Raw genomic sequence first — 26,918 nt, 5'->3', positions numbered from 1 at the left:
GTACCTACATGAACAAACATGCAGGCTCTTGCGGTAACAGGGGCTGCTCGATTTGTTCAGCAATTCTCATGTGTTGAATGACATCCGCCTGAAATCACTCAAGATCCCGACCCACTGAGTCTCAGTGCAGGTGGGTCTTCCACCCCTGTCCCTGGCTCTCGTGCGGCTGCGATCGCGATCACCTGCGATCCTGATCGCCAGGCCTACATGCACGCTTTATCAGTGCCCTGGCGTGGCCTGAAAATCACGCCATTTCAAGGGCAATGCCTACATGCTCTGATGTTTAGTGGTTTTCGAGGGCCCCAGGCCGCCCGGAGAGAGGGCAATACCTACATGGTCCGATGTTCAGTGGTTTTCCGGCCGCGACAAATCAATCACAAACACAAATATAGATATCTGTGATTGATTCATTGAGTACACAGACATCTCATGGGCGGCGCGGACTTCACGCCGCCCGCGGAAGTCTCAGCCCGGCGTGAACCACAGCACGGACAACGGGGGCAGGGTGATCAGCGCGGACGCCGGCTGCCCATCCCAGGGCGTGGGCTCCGTGTGGAGCTGTCCCAGGTTCCCCACGTTGGAGCCGCCGAACTCGCCCGCGTCGGAGTTGACGATCTCCGCGTAGCTCGTGTGCAGCGGGAAGCCCACGCGGTAGTTCTCACGCACCGCGGGCGACAGATTCGCCACGCACACCACATGACGCCCTGGCTGCCGTGATCGCCTCACGAACGCCAGCACGTTCGACGCCGCCGAGTCCGGCTGCAGCCACTGGAACCCCACCGGCTCGCTGTCCGCGTCGTGCAGCGCCGGCAGCTCCCGGTACACGCGGTTCAGCGTCGCCACCAGACGCATGATGCCGCCGTGCCCCGGGTCCTGCGTCAGGTGCCAGTCCAGGCTCTTGTCGTGGTTCCACTCCGCCGGCTGGCCGAACTCTCCGCCCATGAAGAGCAGCTTCTTGCCGGGGTGCGCCCACATCCACGCGAACAGCGCGCGCAGGTTCGCCCGCTTCTGCCAAGGGTCTCCCGGCATGCGCCCGTACAGGCTGCCCTTGCCGTGCACCACCTCGTCATGGCTCAGCGGCAACATGAAGTGCTCGCTGAACGCATACAGCAGCCCGAACGTCAGCTGGTTGTGGTGGTACTGCCGGTAGATGGGGTCCTTCGAGAAGTACGACAGCGTGTCGTGCATCCACCCCATGTTCCACTTGAAGTGGAAGCCCAGGCCGCCCTCGCTCGTCGGCGCGGAGACCTTGGGCCATGCCGTGGACTCCTCGGCGATGACCACCACGCCCGGGTGCTTGCGGCGCACGGTGTCGTTGAGCTCGCGCAGGAACTGGATGGCCTCCTCGTTCTCCCGGCCACCCCAACGGTTGGGGATCCACTCGCCCTGCTTGCGGCTGTAGTCGAGGTAGAGCATCGACGCCACCGCGTCCACGCGCAGTCCGTCGATGTGGTACTCCTCGATCCAGAACAGCGCGTTCGCGATGAGGAAGTTGCGCACCTCGTTGCGGCCGAAGTTGAAGACCAGCGTCCCCCAATCCGGCTGCGCCCCCTTGCGAGGGTCCGCGTGCTCGTACAGCGCGGTGCCGTCGAACTCGCCCAGCGCATGCGCGTCCCGGGGGAAGTGCCCCGGCACCCAGTCCACGATGACGCCGATGCCCTCCTGGTGCAGGTGGTCCACCAGGAACCTGAAGTCATCCGGATGTCCGAAGCGCGCCGTGGGCGCGTAGTAGCCGCTGACCTGATACCCCCACGAGCCGCCGTACGGATGCTCCGACACGGGCAACAGCTCCACGTGGGTGAAGCCCATGTACTTCACGTACTCCGCCAGCGCGGGCGCCAGCTCCCGGTACGTCATCGGCCGGTCGCCATCCTCGACCACGCGGCGCCAGCTCCCCAGGTGCACCTCGTAGACGCTCCACGGCTGGTGCGCGACGTCCTCGTGCTTCGCGCGCGTCTCCAACCACGGCGTGTCCCCCCAGGCGTACCGCCCCAGGTCGTGCACCACCGACGCCGTCGCCGGGGGCACCTCCGTGCGGAACGCGAACGGGTCCGACTTCAACACCCGGGGCCCACCCTGGCCCGGACGGATCTCGAACTTGTAGCGCGCGCCTTCGCCCACCTCGGGGACGAACAGCTCCCAGATGCCGGAGGCCCCCATGCGCCGCATGGCGTGCAGCCGCCCGTCCCAGCTGTTGAAGTCGCCCACCACGGACACGCCCGCCGCCGTGGGCGCCCACACCGCGAAGGCCACGCCCCGCGTGCCGTTGTGGTGGCTCAGGTGCGCGCCCATCCGCTCCCAGAGCCGCTCGTGGCGCCCCTCGCCCGCGTAGTACAGGTCCATCTCCCCGAGCGTGGGCAGGAAGCTGTAGGGGTCTCTCAGCGTGAAGACACGCTTGCCGGGGTACTCCACCTCCAACAGGTAGCCGAAGGTCTTGTCGCGGCCGTTCACGCGCGCCTCGAAGACGCCACCCAGCCGGTGGCTCATCGGCACGCGCCCGCCGAACTCCGGGAGCACGTGGATGGCCACGGCCTCCGGACGGAAGGCGCGAATCACCACGCCGTCACCGTCCGGATGGATGCCGAGCACGGAGTGGGGCTCCGGGTGCCGCAGCTCCACCACGCGCTGCAACTCCGCGTCGACCTGCGCCTTGTCCGCGGGCTTCCTCACTGGCCTTCCTCCATCCGCATGAGGGCCTCGACGGGGATGCGCACCCAGTCGGGCCGGTTCGCCATCTCATACCTCACTTCGTACAGGAGCTTCTCCAGCTCGAACGCGCGCAGCATCGTGTCGAATGCCGCGTCGTCCGAGGGCAGGAAGGCCGCTCCCTGGGTCGCCTTGCGATAGCCCGACAGGAAGGCATCGCGGCTGGGGCCCACCCGTCCCCGAGGCGTCCCGCCCTCGAGCGCCACCGTGGCCTCCGCGTAGTCGAACGAGCGGATCATCCCCGCCACGTCGCGCAACGGGCTGTACTTCTCCCGCCTGGACGTGAAGCTGCGCGCCGGCTCCCCCTCGAAGTCGAAGATGAGCCACTGGTCATTGGCCCGCAGCACCTGACCCAGGTGCAGATCTCCATGGATGCGGATCTTCTGCCCGGACGGCGTCACCTGCGCGAGCCGCTTCGCGTACTCGATGAGCCGCTCCCGCCGCTTCTCCAGGTCCGCATGCAGCCGACCGGCCTCCGCCAGCGTCACGCCCAGCTCGCCCACGATGGACGCGCTCCAGCGCTGCAGGTCCTCCTGGAGCAGCGGCTCCGGCGCGAACGCCGTGTCGTCCAGCGGCGCCGAGCCGAAGGCCTGGTGCAGGTCTCCCAGCCGCGCCCCCAGCTCCTCCATCTCGCTCAGGAACCGGTCGCCCACCGGCCGCGACTGGCGCATCCGCTCCAGCGTGTACTTCCAGCCGTCCACCGAGTCGGGCACGAACCGGTGCACCAGCGCGAGCGTGGCCCCGGCGGCGCCCTCCAGCCGCAGCGCGCCCAGGAGCACGGGCGTGGCGCGGAACGAGGTGCGCGTGGCGAGGAAGCGCCCCACCTCGTACTCGGGATTCACGCCCGCCTCGAGCTTGCGGATGACCTTCACGATGACCTTCTCACCGAGCACCACCGACGTGTTGCTCTGCTCCACGAGCAGCCGCCGCACGGGGAGGGGGGAGGGCAGGCCCAGCAGGCCCTCGGGGCCGCCAATCCACTCGCCCACCACGCGGCCGGAGGCGGAGGGAATCTGCGCGCCGTCGCGGATGAGGTCGAACAGCGCGCGCAGGCACCCGTCGTCCTCGAGCGCGTCCTTGATGCCGTCCGTCGAGGGCTTCACCGGCAGCAGATAGCGCTCCGGCTGCCCCAGCTCGTAGACGACCTCCACCACGGCGAGCGACAGGTTGCACGGGGTGGCGTCCAGGTTGGCGTGGTCCACCACGCTGACCTGCTTGATGGGCCACGCCTTGCCGGAGAACCAGCGCTGGCTCTTGAGGTGTTCGGGCAGTTTCGTCAGGTCCAAGGTCGTCATGCTCGGCTCCCTCCGGGCACCGGCTGGTCCAGCCGAAACCACAGGAACATGAAGGGCCCCATCGACAGCTGATAGGGCAGGTCACTGATACGCGGGAACGGTGTGTCGCCAATCAACTCCACGGGCACCATGCCCTGCCACTCGCGCAGGTCCAGCACCGCTGGCTGCGAGAAGCGCGACAGGTTGCACACCACGAGCACCGTCTGGCCCTCCCATTCCCGCACGAACGCCAGCACCTTGCGGTTCTCCAGGGAGATGAACCGCAGCTTCCCCAGCGAGAACACCGGGTAGCGCTGGCGGATGCGAATCATCCGCTTCACCCAATGCAGGAGGCTGGACTTCACGCGCTCCTGCGATTCGACGTTGATGGACTGATAGCCGTAGACGGGGTCCGCGATGACGGGCGCGTAGAGGCGGGCGTAGTCCGCCCGGCTGAAGCCCGCGTTGCGGTCTCCCGTCCACTGCATGGGCGTGCGCACGCCGTTGCGGTCGCCCAGGTAGATGTTGTCCCCCATGCCGATCTCGTCGCCGTAGTACATCACCGGCGTGCCGGGCAGGGTGAACAGCAGGCTGTGCATCAGCTCGATGCGCCGGCGGCCGTTGTCCATCAGCGGCGCGAGCCTGCGGCGGATGCCCAGGTTGATGCGCATGCGCGGGTCGGTGGCGTACTCCCGGTACATGTAGTCCCGGTCCTCGTCCGTCACCATCTCCAGCGTCAGCTCGTCGTGGTTGCGCAGGAAGATGGCCCACTGACACGACTCCGGGATGTCCGGCGTCTGCTGCATGATTTCGACGATGGGGGTGCGGTCCTCCCGGCGCACGCCCATGAACAGGCGCGGCATCACCGGGAAGTGGAAGCCCATGTTGAACTCGTCGCCCTCGCCGAAATAGACGCGCACGTCGGCGGGCCACTGGTTGGCCTCCGCGAGCAGCATCTTCCCCGGGTACTCCGAATCAATCGTCTTGCGCAGGCGCTTGAGGAAGGCGTGCGTCTCCGGGAGGTTCTCGCAGTTGGTGCCCTCGCGCTCGAAGAGGTAGGGCACCGCGTCGCACCGGAAGCCGTCCACGCCCATGTTCAGCCAGAAGCGCATGATGTCCAGCATGGCTTCCTGCACCTGGGGGTTGTCGTAGTTCAGGTCCGGCTGGTGGCTGAAGAAGCGGTGCCAGAAGTACTGCTTGGCCACCGGGTCCCACGTCCAGTTGGAGCGCTCCGTGTCGGTGAAGATGATGCGCGCGCCCTTGTACTTGTCCTCGGTGTCGCTCCAGACGTACCAGTCGCGCTTGGGGCTCTTCGGATCGCTCCGGGCCTCCTGGAACCAGGGGTGCTGGTCGCTGGTGTGGTTGACGACCAGCTCGGTGATGATGCGGATGCCGCGCTTGTGCGCCTCGTCCACCATGCGCTGGAAGTCCGCGAGCGTGCCGTAGTCCGGATGCACGCCGTAGAAGTCCGCGATGTCGTAGCCGTCATCGCGCAGGGGGGAGGGGTAGTGCGGGAGGATCCACAGACAGTCGACCCCCAGGTCCTGGAGGTAGGGCAGCTTCTCGATGAGGCCCGGGATGTCCCCGTGGCCGTCGCCGTTGGAGTCGTGGAACGCTCTTAGATGCAGCTCGTAGATGAGGGCCTTCTTGTACCAGAGGGGATCCAGTTCCATACGCCTCTCAGGGTGTCACTCGTAGTAGTCGAACGCGTGCTCGGTGCGACGGAAGCGGTACACGGCCCAGACGGCCGCGGGCTGCTCGGGTGTCAGGCGCACCTGGACGTCGGAGCCCTGCCACAACGAGCGCTGGTCCGTCATCAGTTCGTGCACCTGATACGTCTCGTCGGGCTTCGCGCCCAGCCAGTCCAGGGGGAGCCGCAGCAGCGCCTCCTGGGCGGCGTACGGGTCCAGGCTCACCGCGCACAGCACCGTGCTGGTGCCGTCCTTCGTGCGCTTGCCGTAGAAGAGGACCCGCTCGTTGTCGGAGTCGAAGAAGCGCAGCGTGTCGTACGTGTGCAGCGCGGGCTGGGTGCGCCGCGCCGAGTTGAGCTTCGTTATCCAGTCCCGGATGTTGCCGGGCCGGTCCAGGTCCCACGCGACGAGCTGGTACTTCTCCGAGTCCAGATACTCCTCCTTGCCGGGCAGCGGGCGGCCTTCGCACAGCTCGAAGCCGCAATACATCCCGTAGACCGAGGAGAGCGTGGCGGCAAGCGCCGCGCGCAGGCGGAACGCACCGGGCCCCGCGTTCTGCAGAAGCTCCGGCAGGATGTCCGGCGTGTTGGGCCACAGGTTGCCGCGGAAGAAGTCGGACACGGGCGGGCGGGTGATCTCCTCCAGGTAGTCCTGAAGCTCGCCCTTGAAGTTGCGCCAGGTGAAGTACGTGTACGACTGGGTGAAGCCCACCTTGCCCAGGGCCTTCATCACCTTGGGGCGGGTGAAGGCCTCCGACAGGAAGAGCACGTCGGGGTGGCGGTCCTGCACGCGGCGGATGAGCCACTCCCAGAACTGGATGGGCTTGGTGTGGGGGTTGTCCACGCGGAAGGTCCGCACGCCCTGCTGCACCCAGTGGAGGACGACGGACTCCAGCTCCACCCAGAGCGACTCGCGCGCGGGGCCCATCCAGTCGAAGTTGACGATGTCCTCGTAGCGCTTGGGCGGGTTCTCCGCCGTCTTGATGGTGCCGTCCGGGCGGCGCTGGAACCACTCCGGATGCTCCTTCACGTACGGGTGGTCCGGTGAGCACTGGTAGGCCAGGTCCAGCGCCACCTCGATGCCGTGAGACTGCGCGGCCTGCAGGAAGTGACGGAAGTCCGCGAGCGTGCCCAGGCTGGGGTGCACCGCCTTGTGGCCGCCCTCCGCGGCGCCGATGGCCCACGGGCTGCCCACGTCATCCGGGCCCGCCTTGAGGCTGTTGTTCTTCCCCTTGCGCGCGGTGCGGCCGATGGGGTGGATGGGCGGCAGGTACACCACGTCGAAGCCCAGCTTCTGGATGTACGGCAGCCAGCCTTCCGCGTCCTGGAACGTCGCGTGCGTGCGGCCGTCGCGCTTCGCCGAGCGCGGGAAGAACTCGTACCAGGCCCCGAAGCGCGCCTTCTCCCGGTCCGCGAAGACCTGGAGCATCGGCTCGTGGCGCCTGGCCAGCGTCCGGTCCGGGTAGGTCGACGCCACCGTGGCCAGCTCCGGCGCGAGCGCCACCGCGATGAGGTCCGGGCTCGCGGGCTGGCGCAGGCGCACGGCGGCCTCGGTGAGCACCCGCGCGTCGTCCGCGTCCACCGGCTTCGCGCGCGCGGCGGCGCCCTCCAGCAGCGCGGCCCCCTCCAAGAGCTCGCTCTTCACGTCCCGGCCCGCGTCCACCTTGCGCTTCAGCTCGGAGGTCCACGTCCGGAAGAGATCTGGCCAGGCTTCAATCGTGTACTCGTAGCGGCCATTGCGAGCCAGGGGGAACTCGGCCTCCCAGGCGTCGTTGCCGAGGGGGCGCATGGGGACCTCGCCCCAGTCGGTCTGCTCCTGTTGAGGGGAGACCTGGCGCCAGCGGACGACGGCGACGAGGACGTCATGGCCCTCCTTGAAGATGTCGGCGCGGACGGTGAGGCTGTCCCCGGCGATGCGCTTGACGGCGTGACGGCCTCCGTCGAGCTGCGGCTGGACTCCCTCGATGAACACGCTCCCGATTCGCTCTTTCATATCGGCTCGCGGCCCTTATAGGTCTGAGGTTGGGTGAAGCCGGGCGGCGTGTCGCGGGGTGCGTTGATGAAGGACGACTGGCGCGTCGGCCGCGTTGGCTCGTGAACGTTAGGGATGGGGGGCGAGGACGCCCACCCGGTGGACTCGAAGGGGCTGAGTGCCCGGCTGCCCATACTTGAAGCTGGGATCCGCACCTCGGGTTGCGGTATCCGGGAAAGGCATGGCGCTTCCTTCACCCACTGCTCAGCGGGCGAGCGACCCGGCGGCCGACAGGGCCCTGCTCCAGCAGGTGGCCCTGGGCAGCGCCTCCGCCATGCGGGACGTGTATGCGCGCTGCGCCTCCCGGGCGTTCGCGGCGTGTCTTCGCCTGCTGCCCTCCCGCGCGGACGCGGAGGAGGTGCTCCAGGAGGCGTTCCTGGAGGTGTGGCGGCGCGCGCGCGACTTCGACCCGGAGCGCGGGGGGCTGGAGACGTGGGTGACGACCATCGCTCGCACGCGCGCCATCGATCGGCTGCGCTCGCTGGGCACCGCGGCGCGCGTGGCGGAGGGCGTGGTGCACCATCCGCCTCCGACGAGCGCCACGCCGCTGGCCCCGGACGACGCGTTGGGAATGGGGCAGGACCGGGTGAGGGTGCGCGCGGCGATCCGGACCCTGCCTCCCGAGCAGCGGGAGGTGGTGGAGCTGGCCTACTTCGAGGGGCTGTCGCAGCGAGAGATCGCCGAGCGCACCGGGCATCCGTTGGGCACGGTGAAGACGCGGGCGCGGCTGGCGCTGGAGAAGCTCGCCGACGTGCTCGGGCGGGGCGGCTGAGGCCTCACGTTAAGGGAGTCTTAAGAACCTCCGGGTACTGTCGGCCTTCATTCATCCATTCGTGACGGCACCGTGGTGACCGGGAGGGAGAGGAGGCGAGCGGGAGATGGGGGAGCGAATCCTGCTGGTGGAGGACGACGCCCGGCTGGGCGCGCAGATCGTCGAGCACCTGAAGGGCGCTGGGTTCGAGGCGGAGTGGTGGACGGAGGGGCGGATGCTGCTGCCCGGCGAGCTCCCCGACGTGGGGTTGGTGGTGCTGGACCTGATGCTGCCGGGGACGTACGGGCTGGACATGCTCAAGGCGCTCCGGGGGTTCTCGGAGGTGCCGGTGCTCATCCTGAGCGCGCGCAACGACACGCTGGACAAGGTGCGGGCGCTGAAGCTGGGCGCGGATGACTACCTGACGAAGCCGTTCTGGCCGGAGGAGCTCATCGAGCGGGTGCGCGCGCGGCTGCGCCGGCCGGTGTTGCAGAAGCCGGAGTCGGTGCTGGAGCTGGGGCCGCTGCGCGTGGACTTCCTGGGGCGCGAGGTGCGCGTGGAGGGGCGCGTCGTGGAGTTGACGCGGGTGGAGTTCGACGTGCTGGCGGCGCTGGCGCGCAGGCCTCGTGAGGCGGTGACGCGGCAGTGGCTGGTGGAGCACGTGTTGGATCCGGAGCGCGAGGGGACGGAGCGGACGCTGGACGTGCACGTGTCGCGGCTGCGCAGGAAGCTGGCGCCGGCGCAGTGCGTGGAGACGGTGTGGGGCGTGGGGTACCGGCTGGTCGAGGGAGAGGGTTCGTGAAGCTGCGCTTGCGCCTGGCGCTCACGGCGATGGCGGCGGCGCTGCCGGTCGTGGTGGCGATGGCGTACTTCCAGAAGTCCCTGCGGGAGCGCTCGCAGGAGGAGGTGCTCGAGGCCGCTACGCTGGCGCGCGTGCAGGTGGAGCGCTCGCGCTGCGAGGCGTCGCCGGAGACGTGGCGCCCGCGTCCCTCGGAGCGAGGAGCGCCGCCGCCTCGGCGTGGGGAGGATGGGCGGCCGCCACCACCGCGTCCGCTTGATGAGGGGGCGGAGCGGCGCCCGCCGCGACAGGGCGGGCTTGGTGCCGAGGCTGTCCGACCACCCTCACCGCGCGCGCAGGATGAAGGCGCGGAGGGGCGCCCGCCGCGACAGGGCGGGCCCGGTGATGAGGCTTTCCGACCACCCTCACCGCGCGCGCAGGATGAAGACGCGGAGCTGCGCCCGCCGCGTCAGGGCGGGGCTCGTGGCGGCGATGGGGCGGGGCCTCCCGCCTTCGCGGATGCTCCAGCCGGCCGCGGGCGCTCCGGTGCTGCCACGGCGAATGGCCTCGGTCCGTCTCTCTTCGACAACGGGCGTCCTCCACCTCCGGCGGACGGTGATGGCGGGCGTGCACCCGCGCGAGTCGAGCACTTCCCCTACGACGCCCAGTTCGTCTCACGCAATCCGAGGGCCCCCGTGTTGTCGGAGGACATGCGGGTCGCGGCGAGTGACGGGACGGTGGTGCGCCGCTTCGAGCAGGACGGACGGCGCATGCTCGAAGTGCTGCTGCGCATGCCGTGGGAAGGGGGACCGTGTGCATTCATCCTCGCGCGCCGGGAGGAGCCGCCGCCTCCCTCGATGCTCTCCCTGCCGCCGCTCAAGGACTGGAGCCTGCTGGTCTCCACCGTCGTGGCCTCGGTGGTGCTCGCGCTGGGCCCGGTGGTCCGCAGGATCCGCATGCTCACCGAGGACGTGCGCGCCTCGGCCCGCAGCGGCTACGCGCAGCCGGTGGCCGTGCGCGGACAGGATGAGATCGCCGACCTGGCGCGCGCCTTCCAGGAGGCTCGCGCGGAGATCCAAGCGCGGATGGCGCACCAGGAGGCGCGTGAGCAGGGCCTGCGTGACTTCCTGGCCAACACCACGCATGACGTGATGACGCCGCTCACGGTGTTGCAGGGCAACCTGTCCGCGATGCAGCAGCGCGCGTCGCGCGGCGAGCCCGTGTCCGCGACAGAGGTGGCCTCCGCGATGAGCGAGGCCCACTATCTGACCTCCCTCGTCCACAACCTCGCCGCGGCGACGCGGCTGGAGGCCGGCGCGCCCCACGTCCAGCGCGTACCCGTGGACCTCAATGACGTGGTGGGCCGGGTCCTCGGTCGTCACCAGCCCATCGCCCGGCAGCAGCGCATCTCCCTGGAGAGCGGCGTTCCCGCCGTGCCCGTGCGAGTGCTCGGCGACGTGACGCTCATCGAGCAGGCCGTGAGCAACGTCGTGGGCAATGGCGTGCGCCACGGCCGCGAGGACGGCCACGTGGCGGTGGTGCTGGAGAGCACCCGCGAAGGTCGCTTCCACCTGCGCGTCCTCGACGACGGGCCCGGCATCCCCGAGGACGAGCGCGCGCGGCTGCTCGCCCGGGGTGCGCGTGGCAACGCGGCCCGCACGCGCGCGCCGGAGGGGCAGGGGCTCGGGCTGCACATCGCCCACGACGTGGCCCAGGCCCACGGCTGGACCCTGACCCTGAGCCCGTCGGAGTACGGCGGGCTCGAGGTGTGCTTCTCCGGCGAGGTGCTCGCCGATGATGCCCCGGTGTCTCGCGGGTGACGCCGGGGCCGCGAGCTCATTCGAGCTCGCTGGCGTCGTAGCGTCCGCTCTCCAGCTTCCGCAGATACTCCTCGAAGAAGTCCTCCATCGAGTCGGCGAACGGGCCAAGCGGACCGCCGTGGATCTCCCAGCGAATCACCTGCCCGACGCTGCCGTGCTCCTCGGGCTCCAGGTCCACGCAGTACAGGTTGCCGCCACTGTCCGAGGCGAAGGGCACCCAGCCCGGGTGCCACCACGTCCACTTCACGAACCGCTGGTCCTTGGACAGCTCGTGGGGCCGGGCCTTCTTGAAGACGCCATTGTCGACGTGCTCCCGCAGGCCCTTCCACAGCTCCTGGATCTGCTCCGTGGTCAACACGTCGTACTCGGAGATGGACAGACCTCGGGACGTCGGGGTTCCGCCGCCGAACTTCTGGAGGAACGCGCGGAAGTCCGAGGGCAGCGCCTTGCCGACCTGCTTCTCCAGCGCGGCGATCCGCTCGGGCGTGGCGGGGCGGTTGACCGTCAGCCGCGAGGCATGGTCCGGGTGGTGCTTGTCGGCCCAGTCGCCAATCTGCTTCCAGATGCCGTCCATGCGCTTGCGCGCGGCCTGTTCCCGCGTGGGGCTTCCGGCCGCGAGCAGCCGCTCGATGACCTTCGTGTGGCCACGGCGCGTCGCCAAGTCGATGGGGTAGTAGCCCACGGTGTTGGCGAGGTGCGGGTCCGCGCGCGCCGCGAGCAGCGCCTCCAGCGGCTCCACGTCCTCGATGCAGGCCGCCAGGTGCAGCGGCGTCCAGCCTCGGGCATTGGGCTGGTTCGGATTGGCCCCCGCGCGCAGCAGCGCGCTCACGATTCGCGGCGACGGAGTGCTGAACAGCTCGTCCTCGTTGACGGTGAGGGTGAGCGCGGTGTCGCCCTCGTCATCCGTCGCGAGGTGATTGACGTTGGCGCCCTTCGCGATGAGCCGCTCGACGGCACCCTCGTTCCCGGCGCGGATGGCCCACATCAGGGCCGTCCACCCGCGGTCGTTGACGGTCTCCACCGAGGCGCCGTGCTCCAGCAGCAGCTCCGTCAGCTTCGGCTGGTCCTTGAACGTCGCGGCCAGCATCAAGGGCGTCTCCTCCTGCCCGTTGGGAGCGTTGACGTCCACCCCCGCCTTCAGGAGCACCGCGAGGATGTCCTCCGACGGCGCCTCGTTGTCCTCGCCGAACAGGTCCGTGAGCACCGTGGAGCCCGCTTCGTCGTTCCAGCGCTGGTTGACGTTGGAGCCCTTGTCGATGAGCAGCCTCACCAGCGCCACCCCCTCGTCACCCGACTGCGCCGTGGCGAACGAGAGCGCGATGGCCCCATCCGAGTCCTGGGCGTGGACGTCCGCGCCGGCGTCGAGCAGCAGTCGGACCAGCTCCAGGCTGCCCTCGCTGGCCGCGGAGTGCAGGGCGGGGTAGCCCTTGGCGTCGACGGTGTTCGGGTTGGCGCCCGCCGCGAGCTGCTTCGCGACGTCCTTGGCGTTCGAGGCTTCGATGGCTGCGAGCAGCCTGGCGTCCAGGGGGGACAACTTCTTCTTGGGCGACATGAGGGGGGCTCCGGCGGGGACGGTCGTTCTCCTGAACGTCGCCTCGGCGGAAATGTCGCGACCCGACCGGTTTCAGGGGAAGCGCGCGAGGAAGGCCGCGAGCAGGGGGCCTCCTCGTCGCGCCTCCTCGGGGGAGCCGGGCCCGCCCTCGCGCAGCCGGGTGCGCAGCTCCTCGAGCGCCGGCTTCATCGCGTCATAGGCCTCGCTCGCCGCCTCCGCGTTGTCGAAGAAGCGATGGTGGAGCAACCAGCCCGACACGGCGCAGGTGACGGCATGGAACGAGCGGCTGTCATCGCGCTCGTACGTGAGTCGCAACTGCCCCGCGAGCTCCTCATCCCGAGCGATGGTGCCCCCCTGCGAGCCCGCCCAGCCGAGCGAGGCTCCTGCTTCGTACGGGGTCCATTCGACCGGCGGGGCGTGCATCGGCCCACCATTCCAGCGAGCCCCGTGAGGGTGCAAGCGCTGGTGCGCGCGTGTGTCCCGCGGGCGTCGACATGGGGGCAGGGGAGCGCCTCGATGACGCGAGGCAGGCCGCGCGGTGGGCCCGGGGCTCGCGCCCGGCAACGTGCGGGCCCGTTGCGCATCCCCGCGCGGTGCTCCACGTTCCAGACAGGTTCCCCTGGCTGACGCCGCGCCGCCGGAGGGGGCGGGTCTCGTGCCCAGGGGTTGGGGCGCGAGACACCTGGTCGAGTCGAGACGAGGGGGCCCGCGTCATGCCAGCCGAACCGTCCAGCCCACGTGGTCCTCGCCCGTCGGGGCGCTCCTCGCGAGGGTGGCCTCCGACGTCGCGACAGGCCTGGCGACGCTCCCTGTCCATCCTCGCCATGCTGCTGCTCCTCGTGGCCGGCGAAATCTATGTGAGCGTCCTGGTGGGCCGACGCCTGTCCTTGATGCTCGTCGTCGCGCTGACCTGCGTGGTCATCAGCGTCGTGGTCTTCGGCTACCTCTTCATCTCGGACCGCGGCGACCTTCCACGTCCATGACGCCGGGAGCGCGCGCCGTGGGGAAGTGCACGGCGAATCGTCCTGGAGGCCCAGGTGTGGGGTGAACAGTGACACCGGGCCTGGTTTGTGTGGCGCGCCGCGAGGCGGCTAACCTGCCGTGTCCATGAAGGCGCTCATCGTCTCCCTGTTCTTGTTGGGTTCGGCTCCTCCCGCCGCGACTCCGGCGCTGGCACCGGAAGCACTCTCGGCGCCGCCCGTCTCGGATGATTCCCCGACGGCGTGGGCCTGTACCGTCGACACGCTTCGCGAGGGCAAGGAGTGTGTCTTCGAGTCCGAGGCCACGCCAGGCACACCGAGCCCCGAGCAGGACGCCGCCAACCGCAAGCTGCTCAAGGACATCTCCCGCGCGCTGTGCACGGAGACGGTGGGCAATGCGCGCGAGGGCGTCTCCGACGCGACGCTCGTGGCGATGTGCGAGAAGCGCTATCTCGCCGCCGTGGACAAATGCGGGCTGGGGGGCAACGTGTCCATCGTGGACTCGAAGGGCCGCTTCGCGGCGACGGCGCGCACGTGCTACCGCGGCCTGTCCACGGTCCTCCAGGAGGCGCAGTTGATGGCCACCGTGGCCGCGCCCTGCTGTGAGTGCGCCGCGCGCCGAGGCTGTCCCGCCGCCGGCGACCGCTGCTACGCGGACGTCGCCCAGCAGCAGACCAGCCCCGCGACGCTCGCGTGCCTGAGCGAGCGCTGCGAGGACGTGTGCTCCGTCGTGTTGCCCTCGACGTCCACGGCGCCCACCGCGCGCGAGCGTGCGGGGTCGTCTCGTTCCGGTTCGGCTTCGCTCTAGGAGTCTGCGCCATGCGCCACCATCCCTGGACTGTCCCCACCTGGGCCCTGTTGGGCTCGCTCGCCGCCGGCTGCGGCGCGTCGCACTCCCATGTCACCTGGACGGAGTCGCCGCCCCGCGAGGACGCGCCCGTCGTCGAGAAGGCCCGCGAGGCCCCGCCGCCCAGCGCCTCCGCGGACCCCAAGGGCTTCGTCGCGCGCTATCCGAATCCGGCCCTGTGCGAGGCCGCCGCGCGTCGGGTCCAGGCCGAGTCCCGCGACGAGGGCTGGGCCGCCCTCAAGGCCTGCATCGAGCTGACGCCCTTCACCCAGCTTCGAGCGCTGCTCGGCGGCGCGTGGGCGGAGGACCTGAAGGTGCGTCCCGAGGCCGCGAACCTCATCGCGCGCGTGGTGGCGCAGCGCGGGGGCAGCGTGCCCGGTGAGCTCCAGTACCTGCAGGAGCGCAAGATCCCCATCTTCTCCCTCGCCTCCGCGGTGGAGCGGCCGGACACGTACAAGGGCCGCTACGTGCTGCTGCGCGCGCGCGTGGCGGACCAGCGCTCGGAAGGGGAGAAGCCCACGGTGTGGCTGGTGGAGCACACGCTGGCCTCGGTGGAGTCGGATGCCCCGGTGGGCTACGGGGAGACGTTCGACACCACCACGACGACGAACGGTGACCTGGGTGGGCAGACGCAGCTCACGGGGCCGGGGCGGCTGGGTGGGAACCTCAGCACCCGCGAGCGCGGCACCGCGTCCACCACGCGCAAGCACTTCGACAATGTCTCGGACGAGACGGGCCGGGAGGCGCTGGGGCGGCTCTCCGGCGCGGACCCCTTCCTCGAGGCGCGTCGCGAGTACGTCTTCCTGGCGCGCTTCGACGGGGTGCGGTTGACGTCGGGCGGCAACGACGATGACGCCGAGGCGCCGCGCATCCCGGTGCTGACCATCGTCAGCTACCACGCCCCGCAGGCGCTCGTCGTCTACTGAGCCGTCGCCGTCGCGAGGCCCAGGCCCGCAAGAAAAAACGAGGCGCCGGGGACTGTCCCGACGCCTCGTCTGGGGAGCTGGCCCCGCGCCAACCCCACCTGATTCCGAGAGTTCCGCGGGAAAAAACGGCCTCTCATCCAGGAGACCCCTCGCGCTCGGGGTCGGCCACGAGCTGCGTGGATTTTTCCTCTCGCCGTGGCGCACGCACATCGCGCGCTGTGAGGCGGAGTGGGGAAGCGGGCTACGGGAGCTGGGCGCTCGTGATGACGAAGGCCTGGGTGCTGTCGCGTCCGGACTCGAGCCGCACGGACACCGGCTGGGCCGGCGTGGTGCCCAGGCTCACGCCCACCGGGGCCTCCACCTGCACCTGGAAGGTGCCGGGGATGAGGAACCGGAAGGTGGCCTCGAAGGTGCCGTCCGCGTTGGCGTCCGTCAGCGGCAGTGTCTCGCGGCTGCCCTCGGCGTTGATGAGCACCGCGTTGAGGTTCGCGAGCGTGAGGACCTGGCCCTCGAGTGTCGGCAGGACGACACCGGCGCCGAGCGTCACCTCCACGTCGATGCTCGCGGAGGCGGTCAGCTCCGCGGACTTGATGACGGGGCTCATCACCCAGCGGCCGGAGTTGCCGGCCTCCTTGCCGAAGCTCTGCGCCACGTCGAAGTCGACCAGGAGGATCTTCTGCTCACCCTCGATGGTGAGCTTCTCCGTGAACTTCACCTTCAGGCCGGAGGAGCCGTAGCTGGGCATGTGCAGCCGACCGGACACCTCGGCGCCCTCGGGCAGGCCCGCGTAGTCATCCGAGGTGGCGAAGATGGACGTGGTGCCGTCCTCGTTGCGCACCTCCAGGTAGCCGCCGGTGATGACGAAGCGCAGCTGGTCGTAGTCGCCGTTGGGCACCACGGCCTCGGACACGAGCTCCGAGGTGGAGTTGGCCAGCTCCAGCAGGCTCACCGTCACGGGCTCGTCGCGCAGGACGACGCGGCCGCCCTCGGAGTCTCCGCCCTGCAGGTAGATGCTCGAGATGGTGACCACCGCCGTCTCGATGCCGTCACCCGGCGCGTCCGTCAGCAGGATGGAGACCTTTCCATCATCGCCACCACCACAGCCGAGCAGTGGCAACAGCAACACCATGGCGAACCTCGAGACGAGGCTCGCGCGAAGCGAGTCGATGAACGACATGAGGGCTTTTCTCCAGCGAAGGGGCCTCGGGGTGGAGGCCGTTTCGACGGAAATGACTCGCCACCGGACGCATCGGCCACGAGAAAGGCGGTGGACCTGTCCGCATCCTCACCCCGCGTGGAGGTGGGCGTGTCCGGTAGCGTGTGTCGCCGTCCGACTCAGGGCCCGCCCGAGTCCAGTCCGTGCTTGCGCAGGAGCTTGCGCAGGTACACGCGGTCGATGCCCGCTTCACGCGCCGCGCGGGACACGTTGCCCTCGCAGCGCTCGACGAGGTTGCGCAGGTAGTCGCGCTCGAAGCCCTCGATGAGGCGCTCCTTGGCTTCCTTGAAGGGCAGGTCGAGCGCCAGCGACAGCGTGGACTCGTCGTCCTCCTCGTCCTGGGAGGAGGGCGCGCGAGGGGGCGCCTCGGGCAGGTCGGGCATCTCCGGGAGCGCCTCCTCGCCCATGCTGACCACGCGGTCCACCACGTTGCGCAGCTCGCGCACGTTGCCCGGCCACGGGTACTGCGTCAGCAGGGCGCGCGTGACCTCGGAGAGGGCGCTGGGAGGCTTGCCCAGGCGCGAGAGGACGGTGTCGATGAGCAGGGGGATGTCCTCGGGGCGCTCGCGCAGGGGCGGCAGCACGACGCGCAGCACCGCGAGGCGGTGGAACAAGTCGCCCCGGAAGCGGCCCTGCTTCACCGCGCCCTCGAGGTCCTGGTGCGTGGCGGCGACGACGCGCACGTCGAAGGTGCGGTAGTCGTTGGCGCCCACGCGCTTGACCTGCCGGCGCTCCAGCACGCGCAGGAGGCGCGGTTGGACCTCGAGCGGGAGCTCGCCCACCTCGTCGAGGAAGAGGGTGCCGCCGTGGGCGCGCTCGAAGGCGCCCGCGCGATCCGCCTGGGCCCCGGTGAAGGCGCCCTTCACGTGGCCGAACAGCTCGCTCTCCAGGAGCTGGGGAGGGATGCCCGCGAGGTCCGCGATGACGAAGGGGCCCTTGCCGCGCGAGCCGTGCGTGTGGATGGCCTCCGCGCACAGCTCCTTGCCGGTGCCCGTCTCGCCCTGGATGAGGACGTCGGACTCGCCCTGCTGGGTCATCCGCTCCAGGAGGGTGAAGACCTCCCGCATGCGGCGGCTGGTGCCCACCAGGCCCCCGAAGCTCGTCCGGGTGGAGAGGGGCGGAGCCTTGGACTTCTCGCCTTCGGCGACGAGCCGCAGCTCCGTCGTACCAAGGGTCAGCGTGGCCCCTGGACGAACCTCCAATTCCGAGAAGCGCATGCCCTCGCAGAAGGAGCCATTGCGCGAGCCCGGATCCGTGGCGCGCACGAGATTGTCCCGGACCTCCAGCAGCAGGTGCTGCCTGGAGACGGCGCGATCCGGCAGGACGATGTCCGCCGACGCCTCGGAGCCCACCCGGTAGCGCCCTGGCGCCAGCGGATACACCCGTCCGGCATCCGGCCCGGACAGCACCGCCAGCTTCACCCGGACGCGCGCGCTCCGGAGTGCCGGCAGGGTATCGGTCCGGACCAGCGCGTCATCCCCATCCTCGTCTCCCATACTTGCCACGGTCCGGAACATAGCACGGGGAAGACCTGGGAAGTTCGGGGTCCCAGGAAAGTGGGGTAGGGTCTGTTCTTGATATGGCCTTGCAGCCCGGCGACAGGTTCGGCCGATACGAGTTGGTGTCCTGGCTCGGTCGGGGGGGAATGGCGGAGACGTGGCGTGCCCGGTGGATGGGCGACGCTGGCGTGACGAAGTCCGTCCTCATCAAGAAGGTGCTCCCGGAGTTCGTGGCGGACGACGCGTTCGTGTCGATGTTCGTCAACGAGGCGAGAATCTCCGCCACGCTGTCCCACGGGAACATCGCGCAGGTCTTCGACTTCGGGCGGGTGGATGGGCAGTACTACCTGGCGATGGAGCTGGTGGACGGGCCGCCGCTGCACCGCATCATGAAGCGGGCGGTGAAGACGGGCCTGCCGCGGTTGCCCATTCCGATCGCGACGTACATCACGTTGGAGATCTGCCGGGGGCTGCACTACGCGCACACGCGGACGGATGACAAGGGTGTGCCGCTGGGCATCGTGCACCGGGACATCTCTCCGGACAACGTGCTGGTCAGCTACGAGGGGCAGGTGAAGATCGTCGACTTCGGCATCGCGAAGGCGCGGATGGCGCGCAACTTCCAGACGGAGCCGGGGGTGGTGAAGGGGAAGTACCTGTTCTTCTCGCCGGAGCAGGCGCGAGGGCGGGAGGTGGATGCGCGGACGGATGTGTGGGCGACGGGGCTGGTGCTGTACGAGATGTTGTGCGGGCAGCCGCCGGTGTCGGGCTCGCAGGCGGCGGTGATGATGAAGATGGCGAACGGGGAGTTTCCTTCGCCTCGGGAGGTGTACGCGGGCATCCCGGAGGAGCTGGACGACATCGTCATGAAGGCGCTGTCGGTGGATTTGTCGGCGCGGTACGAGTCGGCGAATGCGTTCGCGGATGCGCTGGCGGGGTTCCTGTACTCGTATTCACCGCGCTTCTCGGCGATGAACCTGGCGTACCTGGCGCGGGTGCTGTTCCGTGGGGACATGGCACAGGAGGGGCGGGAGTTGTCCGTGCCTCCGTCGTTCATCGATGAGCTGACGCTGTGGCGGCAGCAAGCGGAGACGCCGGCGGAGGTGCCGCCGCAGCCCTCACGTGGGTCGAAGCCGGTGGTCTCGCAGGTGCTGTCCAAGGTCGAGACGGACTTGAAGCCCCGGCTTCAGCGGGCGACGCGGAAGCTGTTGCCCGCGGTGAGCGAGGCGCCGCCTCCGGTCGTGGATGATGCGCCCGAGGTTCCGACGCACGCGACGGGGAGCCTCGCACGCGGGACGAAATGGGGGATGCTGATGGTCGCCGCGGCGGTCGTGGGCGCGCTGTGGGGGGGCGTCTATTGGCTCTTCGGGAGGAGTCGGGAGCTCCCCCTGCCGCAGTCCTCCCGCCCGCAGGTGAATCCCGCGTACCCGATTCCGGGGCGGCTCGACGAAGAACAGGGCGCGCGCCGGATGTCGGCCGCGGAGCTCGCCGAGGAGGCTCGGAAGAAGGCTCAACGCGCTCGGGATGACGGGGCCTATCGGAGCGCCGCGGACTTCGCGGATCAATGTCTCAAGAACGTACCGGACCATCCTCAGTGTCTGTTGATTGCTGGGGCCAGCCATGCGCGAGACGGGAGGTTCGAGGAGGCCGCTGCTCGGTATCAGCGGTTCGTCGAGCGTCACCCCGAGCATGATTTCGCGAAGACCGCGCGGACCCTGGTGGAGGAGTACTCGAGGAAGAGCGCGGAGGCGAAGGTCGCGCAACCCAAGGAAGCTCCTCCCGGATACAAGGTCATCTACGACAAGGATGCCCCTGCGAATCCACCAGCGGGAGCTGGTTCCGCCACATCTTCGAACCCGAGCACCCCTGAGAGCGTGGCGCGCGACTTGGTTCAGAAGACCCGGGAGTTGCTCAAGCGACAGAAATACCCGGCGGCTCTGGAGATCGCGCAGGAATGCCATGCGATGTTTCCCGAAGATCCTGATTGCCACCTGGTCCTGGGAATCACATACGCCCGGCTCAACAAGATCGATGAGGGGGCAAAGAGCTACAGGCGTTTCCTTGAGCTTGCTCCGAAAAACCATCCGAGCCGCAGCGGAGTGACGAGTCTGCTCAAGGCCTACGACTCAAGCCGCTATTGACCCATTCTACCGCCACGGCACGCGCCCATGTCCACCGAACGGAACCAACGCTTCGGCCGATACGAGCTCCAGTCCCTCCTGGGCCGGGGCGGGATGGCGGAGACGTGGCGCGCGAAGCTCGTCGGTGCCGCGGGCGTCACCAAGCCGGTCCTCATCAAGATGGTGCTGCCCGAGTTCGCCAACCACTCGGACTTCATCTCCCGGTTCATCAGTGAAGCGCGCATCTCCTCCACGCTGTCCCACGGCAACATCGCCCAGGTCTTCGAGTTCGGGCGCGTCGAAGGCCAGTACTTCCTCGCCATGGAGCTGGTCGACGGCCAGCCCCTCCATCGCGTCCTGAAGCGCGCCGCCAGGCTCGGCCTGCCGCGACTGCCGCCTCCGCTCGCCGCGTACATCGCCCTGGAGATGTGTCGGGGCCTGCACTACGCGCACACGCGCACCGACGAGAAGGGCGCCCCGCTGGGCATCGTCCACCGCGACATCTCTCCGGACAACGTCCTCATCAGCTACGAGGGCCAGGTCAAGATCGTCGACTTCGGCATCGCCAAGGCCCGCATGGCGCGCGACTTCGAGACCCAGCCCGGCGTCGTGCGCGGCAAGTACCTCTACTTCTCCCCCGAGCAGGCCAAGGGCCTGGAGGTCGATGCCCAGAGTGACGTCTGGTCCACGGGGCTCGTGCTCTACGAGATGCTCTGCGGACAACCTCCCGTCACCGGCACCCAGGCCTCGGTGATGCTGCGGCTGGCCTACGGCGAGTTCCCTCCACCCCGACACCTTCGCCCCAGCCTCCCCGCCGAGCTGGACGCGCTCATCATGTCCGCCCTCTCGGTGGACCTGTCCGCGCGCTTCCACTCCGCGCATGTCTTCGCCGAAGGGCTCGCGGAGTTCCTCTACTCCCAGAACCGCTCGTTCTCGTCCCAGGACCTGGCGCACGCACTCCGGCTGCTCTTCCGCGAGGACCTCCAGAAGGAGGGACGCACCCTCAACGTCCCTCGCTCCTTCGAGGAGGAGTTCGCGTCCTGGCGCACCTCCGAGGCCCGCTCCAGGCCCCCCTCGAAGCCGCACCCCCGGGAGACCCTGGAGCTCCCCGCCGCTCCACACCCCGGCACCATGCCCCTGGCCAGGAGTCCGGACCTGGACCGCACGGTGCTCGATGCCGCGCGCCTGTCCGGCGAGCCGCCCACGCAGCTGCTCGGCGCGTTCGGGCTCATGTCGCGCCTGTGGCTCTCCCGCAGATGGCGTGTGGCCGGACTCGTGTCCCTCGGGGGGATCGGCACGGTGCTCACCGGACTCCTGATCGCCCGCGCCATCCCCTCGGACTCCACCGGCACTCCGGTAGCGGGGGACGACACGCGGCCCGTGACCGGCGAGCTGCGCCCTCCCGCCGTCATCGCGTATCCCGTGAGGGAGCTGATGCTCGAGGCGGACCGCGATGTCCTCATCGTTCCGCGGACGTTCCGGACCTTCGAGTCGCTCGACCCCTCGCGGACCTATGCGCTCGGCGACGCGACGGTCCCCGCCCAGGACGAGCCCGAGGTCCTCACCCCCGACGTCGACGGGCCGACCCCGGTCTTCCATCTGTTGTCCGGGGACGCGGACACACTCCCCGAGGCCGTCCGTCTCGGTCAGGTGACGCTCGCCCCGACGCGCTTCTCGGGGGCCCGCTTCGCCTCGCTGTTCAGGCTGGGACCGCCGGGGCTTCGCGCCATCCCCGGACGCACCATCCGACTCGCGGGCCGTGGCCGCGAAGAGTTCCAGACCACGACCTTCCGCCCGGACGCGGAAGGCCTCCTCATGAAGCGAGCGCTCACGCTCACCGGTCTGGACCCGGCGGTCCTGTACTCCCTCAAGCTGGAGCCGACCGAGCGCGACGCGTTCCTCCACGGACCCAAGGCAGGACCCGCGCGCGCCGTCCTCTGCGCGCAGTGGGTGCCCGACGCCGATGCGGCGCCACGCAACGCCCCCAGGCCCGAGCGGGAAGGGGCCCTGCTCCAGTTCCTCCTCTCCGTCGGTACCGAGCGTCGCGTTCGAGGCGTGCTCGGGCTGCGGTGTGCATTCATCGACGACAGCGTGGACGGCAACTCGGGCGCGCTGCGGCTGCGCATCGAGGAGCCGGAGCCCTCCCAGCGTCCGCCGCCGAAGAAGGCGCGGAGCGCGGACGTGGGGACGCTGGTCCTGCAGATGCGGCAACGGCTGCAGGCCGGTGACGCCGGGGGCGCGCGCTCGCTCGGGGAGAAGTGTCTGTCCTTGGCCCCCCAGCACGCGGAATGTCTGCTCATGTCCGGGACCGCGTCGACGCTGGAGGGGCGCCCGGACGAGGCGGCGCGCCTCTACAGACGGTTCCTGGAGCTGCATCCCCGGCATGCACAGACGGAGGTCGTGAAGGGCTTGTTGTCAGGTCTGGAAGGGGTGGATCCACCGCGGTGAGCGTTCGTTCGTGACCTGTCGTATCTTCCGCGCAAGGCCCGGGGGGGCACTCATGGCGCATGATCCACATGAGCAGTTCGGACGCTACGAGCTCCAGTTCCTCATCGGCCGTGGCGGCATGGCGGAGACGTGGCGCGCGCGGCTGCTCGGCGCCGCCGGAGTCACCAAGCCCGTCCTCATCAAGAAGGTCCTGCCCGAGTTCGCCGACGACGACGCCTTCGTCTCCATGTTCATCAGCGAGGCGCGTATCTCGGCCTCGCTGTCCCACGGCAACGTCGCGCAGGTCTTCGACTTCGGGATGATGGATGGCCAGTACTTCCTGGCCATGGAGCTGGTGGATGGACAGCCGCTCCATCGCGTCCTGAAGCGGGGCGCGCGGATGGGCCTGCCGCGTCTACCCATCCCCCTGGCCGTCTATGTCGCCCTGGAGATGTGTCGGGGATTGAACTACGCGCACACGCGCACGAACGAGAGGGGCGTGCCGCTGGGCATCGTCCACCGCGACATCTCTCCGGACAATGTCCTCATCAGCTACGAGGGCCAGGTCAAGATTGTCGACTTCGGCATCGCCAAGGCCCGCATGCTGCGCGGCTTCCACACGGAGCCCGGCGTCGTGCGCGGCAAGTACCTGTACTTCTCCCCCGAGCAGGCCCGGGGGCGCGACGTGGATGCTCGCACGGATATCTGGGCCACGGGACTGGTGCTGTACGAGATGCTCTGCGGACAGCCTCCCGTGGTGGGCCCCGAGCCGGTGGTCCTCACCCGCATGGCCCAGGGCGACTTCCCGCCGCCCATCCAATTGCGCCAGGAGCTGCCGCCCGAGCTGAATGAGCTGATCCTCAAGGCGCTGTCGGTGGACGTGGCGCGGCGCTTCGAGTCCGCCAATGCCTTCGGCGACACGCTGGCCGCGTTCCTCTATTCGTTCGCGCCCCGGTTCTCGACGATGAACCTGGCCTACCTGGTTCGTGAGCTGTTCCGGGAGGACTTGCAGAAGGACGGCCGTGAGCTCCAGGTCCCTCCCGCCTTCGTCGAGGAGCTGTCGACGTGGCGCGAGCAGGAGTCACCAGGCTCCGGTCCCCGAGCCCCGCTGCCGGACGTGACGCCCGAGGATGCTCGACCCACGACGCCCGGAGTGGGGGCCGGGGTTCGCCCCGCGCCATCCGGTCCTCCGCTGGCGTCCACGCGGCCCACGACGCCTGGACCCGCGAAGGCAGTGAGAGGGGATGGCGGGGCAGGGGAGCGCTCGACCGGCGGGGGCGCCTCGCCAGCAACGCCGCCGCGCGCCTCGACGTCGGGGTCAGCGACCCGGTCCACGCCGCCTCGGTCCGCGGTGACTTCCGGCCCCCGGGCCATGCCTGGCGGCGCGGTGTCCTCGGTGGAGGCGTCGAACGGTGGAGCCCCGAGTCCGACGACTCCGGGCCCCTCATCACCGCGTCGAACCCAGACGTCTGGGGAGCTGCCTGCGTCCTCGGCCAGCACCTCCGAGGCGCGGTCGTTCTCGGCGTCTCCAGCACGTCGTACCCGCACCGAGGGCTCGTTGCCCGCGGCACCTGAGCTCACGGTGCCCGCGTTCGCATTCTCCGCTTCCGCTCCGTCGGGGCCATCCGTGTCGCCGCCTCCTCGACGCACCCGCACGGAGGGCTCGCTGGCCGCGGTGGTCCCCGAGGCTCCCGACTCCACGGTGCCGGAGTTCTCGCTCTCCGCTTCGAACCCGTCGGGACCTTCATCGTCGCCGCCCCGACGCGCCCGCACGGAAGGCTCGCTGCCCTCGGTGGTCCCCGAGGCTTCCGAGTTCACGAGGCCGGAGTTCTCGCTCTCGGCGTTGATCGCATCGGGACCTTCGTCGACGACGCCACCGCGTCGCACGCAGACCTCGACCTTGTTCTCCGTGGCGAGCGATGACGCGGCGGAGAACACGATGCCCGCGTTCTCGGTCTCCGCCTCGAGCTCGTCGGGGGGCTCGGTTTCGTCACCTCGCCGTACGCAGACTGCGGGCTCGCTCCCCGCGGCGGTTCACGACGCCTCGTCGGCCGTGAGCACGCCCACCGTGCGGTTCCCCTCGGTCCAGGGGCCTTCCTCGTCGTCACCACACCGCACCCAGACCTCGGGCTCGATGCCCAGCGACCTCCAGGAGGTGTCGTCGGCGCGCGCGGCGAACAGCCATCCGGAGGGGTACCCCGGATCCGCCCAAACAACCTCGGGGGCGGCTCCTCCGCTTCCACGTCGCACGCAGACCTCGGGCTCGATGCCCATGGTCCTCCAGGAGGTGCCGTCGGCGCGCGCGGCGACCAGCTATCCGGAGGGGTACCCCGGATCGGCCCCATCCACCTCGGCGGCGGCCTCTCCGCCCCCACGTCGCACCCAGACCTCGGGTCCGGTTCCCCTGGTCGCCCAGGACGCGTCGACTCGTGCGGCGAGCTCGCCCGCGGAGGGGCACTCAGCTCCCGCGCCAGGAACCGTGGCGACCTCCACTTCGTCGCCACGTCGTACTCGCACCCTCGGCTCGATTCCCGCGGTCGTCCCGGAGTCATCCGCGCGTGCGGCGAGCGCCTCCGTGGAGTCACCGCACCCAGGGGCCACCTCCGCGACGCCGGGGGCGCCACGTCGTACCCACACCCTGGATTCAGCTCCCAGGGCCATCCCGGAAGCCTCCACACGTGCGGCGAGCGCGCCCACGGAGGTGCTTCGCTCGGACGCCGTGCCGACCCCGCCTTTCCCCGCGTCGCCGCCTCCGCGTCGCACGCTGCCCGCGGGGATGGCGCCCATGTCGAATCAGGAGGCCTCGGCGCGCGCCGCGAACGCGCCCACCGTGGTGCTGAACTCGGTTCCCGCCGGGAGCGCGCCCACGGTCCGGCTCGCCTCCATCTCCATCCCGAGGCGTCATCGTCGAACCGTCATCGCCGCGGGCGCCGCCCTGCTGCTGCTCTCCGCGGTGGCCATCCCCTTCCTCGTATCGAGGCGGTCCGAGCCCGGGGAGATCTCCCCGACCCAGCCCATCCCCGCTCCGACGGAACCCGGTGGGGCGAACCCCCTCCGTCCGCAGGCGCGACCCCAGCCTGCCCCCGGTGACCCGACCGCCGCGTCCCCGGACCCACGGCCGCTCGTGGCCGTCTCGCCCCACGGTTCGCCAGGAGCCGACGGCACCGAGCCCACCGACGAGCCCGAGTCCGTGGGCGAGTACCCGAAGGAGACGGCCTTCGTGCTCGACTCGAAGCGCCACGTCCTGCGCGTGCCGCTCGACCTGGTCGCCTTCTCCCGCCTCGATGCCTCGGCCAGCTACAGCTTCTGGGGGATGACGCAGGCGAAGTGGATGGCCGACCCGCTCATCCAGGAGCCCACGCCGCGCAGGGAGCCCCTCGTCTTCTTCCTGCTCTCCGGAGACGCGGTCCGTCCCGAGGTCCGCGAGGGCATCGTGTCCCGCCACCCCATCACCCTCCAGGGCGTCCGCGCCATCTCGCTGTTCACCCTCGGCGAGCCCACGCGAGAGGACCTCTCGCCCCAGTCCGTCTACCTCCGCAAGGTCAACACCGAGGACCAACAGCGCTTCACCTTCCACCCCGAGCCCATGCGCCTCTCCGCTCGCAAGGGCTTCCTCATCAAGGGGCTCGACGTCCGGCAGACCTATGCCCTCTCACTCGTGCCCCGAGGGGAGGGCGTGTTCCTCCGAGGCCGCGCGCACGGCCCGGCCGCCCAGGTGGCCTGCCTCGAATGGTCTCCCCACGAGTCCGCCCCGGGCCCCCGCGAACCGGGCGCCCATGCCGAGCAGCCCCTGCAGGTCCTCATCTCCGAGTGGCGAGAGGCCCGCGTCCGCGGCATCCAGGGCATGCGCTGCGCCTTCATCGACGACGCCAGCTTCGACAACGAGGGCGAGGCCGAGGTCCACGTCACCCCATGGGAGAAGGCGCGCCGGCCCTCCACCCCGAATCACGAGGAGGCCGAGCGACTGGCCCTCCAGGCGCAACGGCTGGCGCGCTCCGGTCAGCACCACGACGCCTTCCTGCTCGCCGAGGACTGTCTGCGCATGGCTCCCGAGCAGCCCGACTGCCTCGTCCTCTCCGGCGCCATGCAGCTCTTGCTCGGGAGGACCGAGGGCGCCCTCGAGCGCTACCGGACCTTCGTCAAGCGGCACCCCCACCACCCCGAGGCGCGCTCGGTGAATGGCATCCTCCAGACGTATGGCCAGACAAATTCAGGGAAAACGCCCCCGCCCCTCGGGAGATGAGAGGTCGCGGGTATTCCCTGACGACCCTTTTTGAACGGGATGCCCCGGGATACCCTA

17 protein-coding genes are annotated in these 26,918 nt (G+C 69.7%); 9 read left to right on the top strand and 8 right to left on the bottom strand.

Features of this window, described 5'->3' with window-relative positions:
- Window positions 1-465: 465 nt before the first annotated feature.
- The 4 genes from glgB to K8640_RS23360 are packed head-to-tail and all read right to left on the bottom strand — an operon-like array spanning window position 466 to window position 7,663.
- Window positions 466-2,670 carry a 1,4-alpha-glucan branching protein GlgB gene (gene glgB / locus K8640_RS23375; RefSeq protein WP_223749057.1) on the bottom strand — a complete coding sequence of 735 codons (2,205 nt, stop codon included), beginning with the start codon at window positions 2,668-2,670 and terminating at the stop codon, window positions 466-468.
- Window positions 2,667-4,001, bottom strand: coding sequence for a phosphotransferase (locus K8640_RS23370; protein WP_223749056.1), 1,335 nt, complete (start codon window positions 3,999-4,001; stop codon window positions 2,667-2,669). The genes glgB and K8640_RS23370 overlap by 4 nt, the downstream gene beginning before the upstream one ends.
- Window positions 3,998-5,653 carry a maltose alpha-D-glucosyltransferase gene (gene treS / locus K8640_RS23365; RefSeq protein WP_141331174.1) on the bottom strand — a complete coding sequence of 552 codons (1,656 nt, stop codon included), beginning with the start codon at window positions 5,651-5,653 and terminating at the stop codon, window positions 3,998-4,000. The genes K8640_RS23370 and treS overlap by 4 nt, the downstream gene beginning before the upstream one ends.
- Window positions 5,654-5,668: 15 nt before the next feature.
- The gene (locus K8640_RS23360) at window positions 5,669-7,663 is read right to left on the bottom strand and encodes an alpha-1,4-glucan--maltose-1-phosphate maltosyltransferase (protein ID WP_223749055.1); all 1,995 of its coding nucleotides are present in this window, start codon (window positions 7,661-7,663) and stop codon (window positions 5,669-5,671) included.
- A 220-nt stretch (window positions 7,664-7,883) separates the two neighbouring features.
- Here K8640_RS23360 and K8640_RS23355 point away from each other — a divergent pair, with 220 nt between their 5' ends.
- The 3 genes from K8640_RS23355 to K8640_RS23345 all read left to right on the top strand — a co-directional run bounded on the left by K8640_RS23355 (window position 7,884) and on the right by K8640_RS23345 (window position 11,051).
- Window positions 7,884-8,474 (top strand): RNA polymerase sigma factor, encoded by a 591-nt coding sequence (locus K8640_RS23355; RefSeq protein WP_223749054.1) that lies wholly within the window; start codon window positions 7,884-7,886, stop codon window positions 8,472-8,474.
- Window positions 8,475-8,580: 106 nt separating this feature from the next.
- A complete protein-coding gene (locus K8640_RS23350; protein WP_223749053.1) occupies window positions 8,581-9,255 on the top strand; it encodes a response regulator transcription factor in 675 nt (224 codons plus the stop codon).
- The gene (locus tag K8640_RS23345; protein ID WP_223749052.1) at window positions 9,252-11,051 is read left to right on the top strand and encodes a HAMP domain-containing sensor histidine kinase; all 1,800 of its coding nucleotides are present in this window, start codon (window positions 9,252-9,254) and stop codon (window positions 11,049-11,051) included. The genes K8640_RS23350 and K8640_RS23345 overlap by 4 nt, the downstream gene beginning before the upstream one ends.
- A gap of 16 nt (window positions 11,052-11,067) precedes the next feature.
- On the opposite strand, the gene K8640_RS23340 is transcribed toward K8640_RS23345, so the two are convergent.
- Window positions 11,068-12,603, bottom strand: a complete 1,536-nt coding sequence (locus tag K8640_RS23340; RefSeq protein ID WP_223749051.1) for an ankyrin repeat domain-containing protein — start codon at window positions 12,601-12,603, stop codon at window positions 11,068-11,070.
- A 72-nt stretch (window positions 12,604-12,675) separates the two neighbouring features.
- Complete coding sequence (locus tag K8640_RS23335) at window positions 12,676-13,026, bottom strand: hypothetical protein (RefSeq protein WP_223749050.1); 351 nt, start codon at window positions 13,024-13,026, stop codon at window positions 12,676-12,678.
- A 401-nt stretch (window positions 13,027-13,427) separates the two neighbouring features.
- Here K8640_RS23335 and K8640_RS23330 point away from each other — a divergent pair, with 401 nt between their 5' ends.
- From K8640_RS23330 to K8640_RS23320, 3 genes are all read left to right on the top strand, one after another.
- Window positions 13,428-13,586 carry a hypothetical protein gene (locus K8640_RS23330; RefSeq protein ID WP_223749049.1) on the top strand — a complete coding sequence of 53 codons (159 nt, stop codon included), beginning with the start codon at window positions 13,428-13,430 and terminating at the stop codon, window positions 13,584-13,586.
- Between the two features lie 124 nt (window positions 13,587-13,710).
- Complete coding sequence (locus K8640_RS23325) at window positions 13,711-14,391, top strand: hypothetical protein (RefSeq protein ID WP_223749140.1); 681 nt, start codon at window positions 13,711-13,713, stop codon at window positions 14,389-14,391.
- 11 nt (window positions 14,392-14,402) lie between these two features.
- Window positions 14,403-15,356 (top strand): hypothetical protein, encoded by a 954-nt coding sequence (locus K8640_RS23320; RefSeq protein WP_223749048.1) that lies wholly within the window; start codon window positions 14,403-14,405, stop codon window positions 15,354-15,356.
- A gap of 241 nt (window positions 15,357-15,597) precedes the next feature.
- Here the strand turns inward: K8640_RS23320 and K8640_RS23315 are convergent, their stop codons facing one another.
- Together K8640_RS23315 and K8640_RS23310 are read right to left on the bottom strand one after the other, a co-directional pair.
- Window positions 15,598-16,533, bottom strand: coding sequence for a DUF4382 domain-containing protein (locus K8640_RS23315; RefSeq protein ID WP_223749047.1), 936 nt, complete (start codon window positions 16,531-16,533; stop codon window positions 15,598-15,600).
- 158 nt (window positions 16,534-16,691) lie between these two features.
- Window positions 16,692-18,089, bottom strand: a complete 1,398-nt coding sequence (locus K8640_RS23310; protein WP_223749046.1) for a sigma 54-interacting transcriptional regulator — start codon at window positions 18,087-18,089, stop codon at window positions 16,692-16,694.
- Window positions 18,090-18,151: 62 nt separating this feature from the next.
- Between K8640_RS23310 and K8640_RS23305 the strand changes: the two genes are divergently transcribed.
- The 3 genes from K8640_RS23305 to K8640_RS23295 are packed head-to-tail and all read left to right on the top strand — an operon-like array spanning window position 18,152 to window position 26,861.
- Window positions 18,152-20,212 carry a protein kinase domain-containing protein gene (locus tag K8640_RS23305; protein WP_223749045.1) on the top strand — a complete coding sequence of 687 codons (2,061 nt, stop codon included), beginning with the start codon at window positions 18,152-18,154 and terminating at the stop codon, window positions 20,210-20,212.
- 27 nt (window positions 20,213-20,239) lie between these two features.
- Window positions 20,240-22,639 (top strand): serine/threonine-protein kinase, encoded by a 2,400-nt coding sequence (locus tag K8640_RS23300; protein WP_223749044.1) that lies wholly within the window; start codon window positions 20,240-20,242, stop codon window positions 22,637-22,639.
- Window positions 22,640-22,691: 52 nt separating this feature from the next.
- Window positions 22,692-26,861, top strand: a complete 4,170-nt coding sequence (locus tag K8640_RS23295; RefSeq protein ID WP_223749043.1) for a serine/threonine protein kinase — start codon at window positions 22,692-22,694, stop codon at window positions 26,859-26,861.
- The last annotated feature ends 57 nt before the right edge of the window (window positions 26,862-26,918 follow it).

The sequence above is a fragment of the Myxococcus sp. XM-1-1-1 genome, assembly GCF_020037095.1.
GTDB classification, from domain to species: Bacteria; Myxococcota; Myxococcia; order Myxococcales; family Myxococcaceae; genus Myxococcus; species Myxococcus fulvus.
Note: the sequence above shows the minus strand (reverse complement) of the source record. Positions and strands in the feature narration are given on the sequence as shown.

Excerpts from the sequence above, each read along its gene's own strand:
- K8640_RS23370 (WP_223749056.1), bottom strand. The coding sequence starts at position 4,001 with ATGACGACCTTGGACCTGACGAAACTGCCCGAACACCTCAAGAGCCAG.
- treS (WP_141331174.1), bottom strand. The coding sequence starts at position 5,653 with ATGGAACTGGATCCCCTCTGGTACAAGAAGGCCCTCATCTACGAGCTG.
- K8640_RS23360 (WP_223749055.1), bottom strand. The coding sequence starts at position 7,663 with ATGAAAGAGCGAATCGGGAGCGTGTTCATCGAGGGAGTCCAGCCGCAG.
- K8640_RS23355 (WP_223749054.1), top strand. The coding sequence starts at position 7,884 with ATGGCGCTTCCTTCACCCACTGCTCAGCGGGCGAGCGACCCGGCGGCC.
- K8640_RS23350 (WP_223749053.1), top strand. The coding sequence starts at position 8,581 with ATGGGGGAGCGAATCCTGCTGGTGGAGGACGACGCCCGGCTGGGCGCG.
- K8640_RS23340 (WP_223749051.1), bottom strand. The coding sequence starts at position 12,603 with ATGTCGCCCAAGAAGAAGTTGTCCCCCCTGGACGCCAGGCTGCTCGCA.
- K8640_RS23335 (WP_223749050.1), bottom strand. The coding sequence starts at position 13,026 with ATGCACGCCCCGCCGGTCGAATGGACCCCGTACGAAGCAGGAGCCTCG.
- K8640_RS23330 (WP_223749049.1), top strand. The coding sequence starts at position 13,428 with ATGCTGCTGCTCCTCGTGGCCGGCGAAATCTATGTGAGCGTCCTGGTG.
- K8640_RS23325 (WP_223749140.1), top strand. The coding sequence starts at position 13,711 with ATGAAGGCGCTCATCGTCTCCCTGTTCTTGTTGGGTTCGGCTCCTCCC.
- K8640_RS23320 (WP_223749048.1), top strand. The coding sequence starts at position 14,403 with ATGCGCCACCATCCCTGGACTGTCCCCACCTGGGCCCTGTTGGGCTCG.
- K8640_RS23315 (WP_223749047.1), bottom strand. The coding sequence starts at position 16,533 with ATGTCGTTCATCGACTCGCTTCGCGCGAGCCTCGTCTCGAGGTTCGCC.
- K8640_RS23310 (WP_223749046.1), bottom strand. The coding sequence starts at position 18,089 with ATGTTCCGGACCGTGGCAAGTATGGGAGACGAGGATGGGGATGACGCG.
- K8640_RS23305 (WP_223749045.1), top strand. The coding sequence starts at position 18,152 with ATGGCCTTGCAGCCCGGCGACAGGTTCGGCCGATACGAGTTGGTGTCC.
- K8640_RS23300 (WP_223749044.1), top strand. The coding sequence starts at position 20,240 with ATGTCCACCGAACGGAACCAACGCTTCGGCCGATACGAGCTCCAGTCC.
- K8640_RS23295 (WP_223749043.1), top strand. The coding sequence starts at position 22,692 with ATGGCGCATGATCCACATGAGCAGTTCGGACGCTACGAGCTCCAGTTC.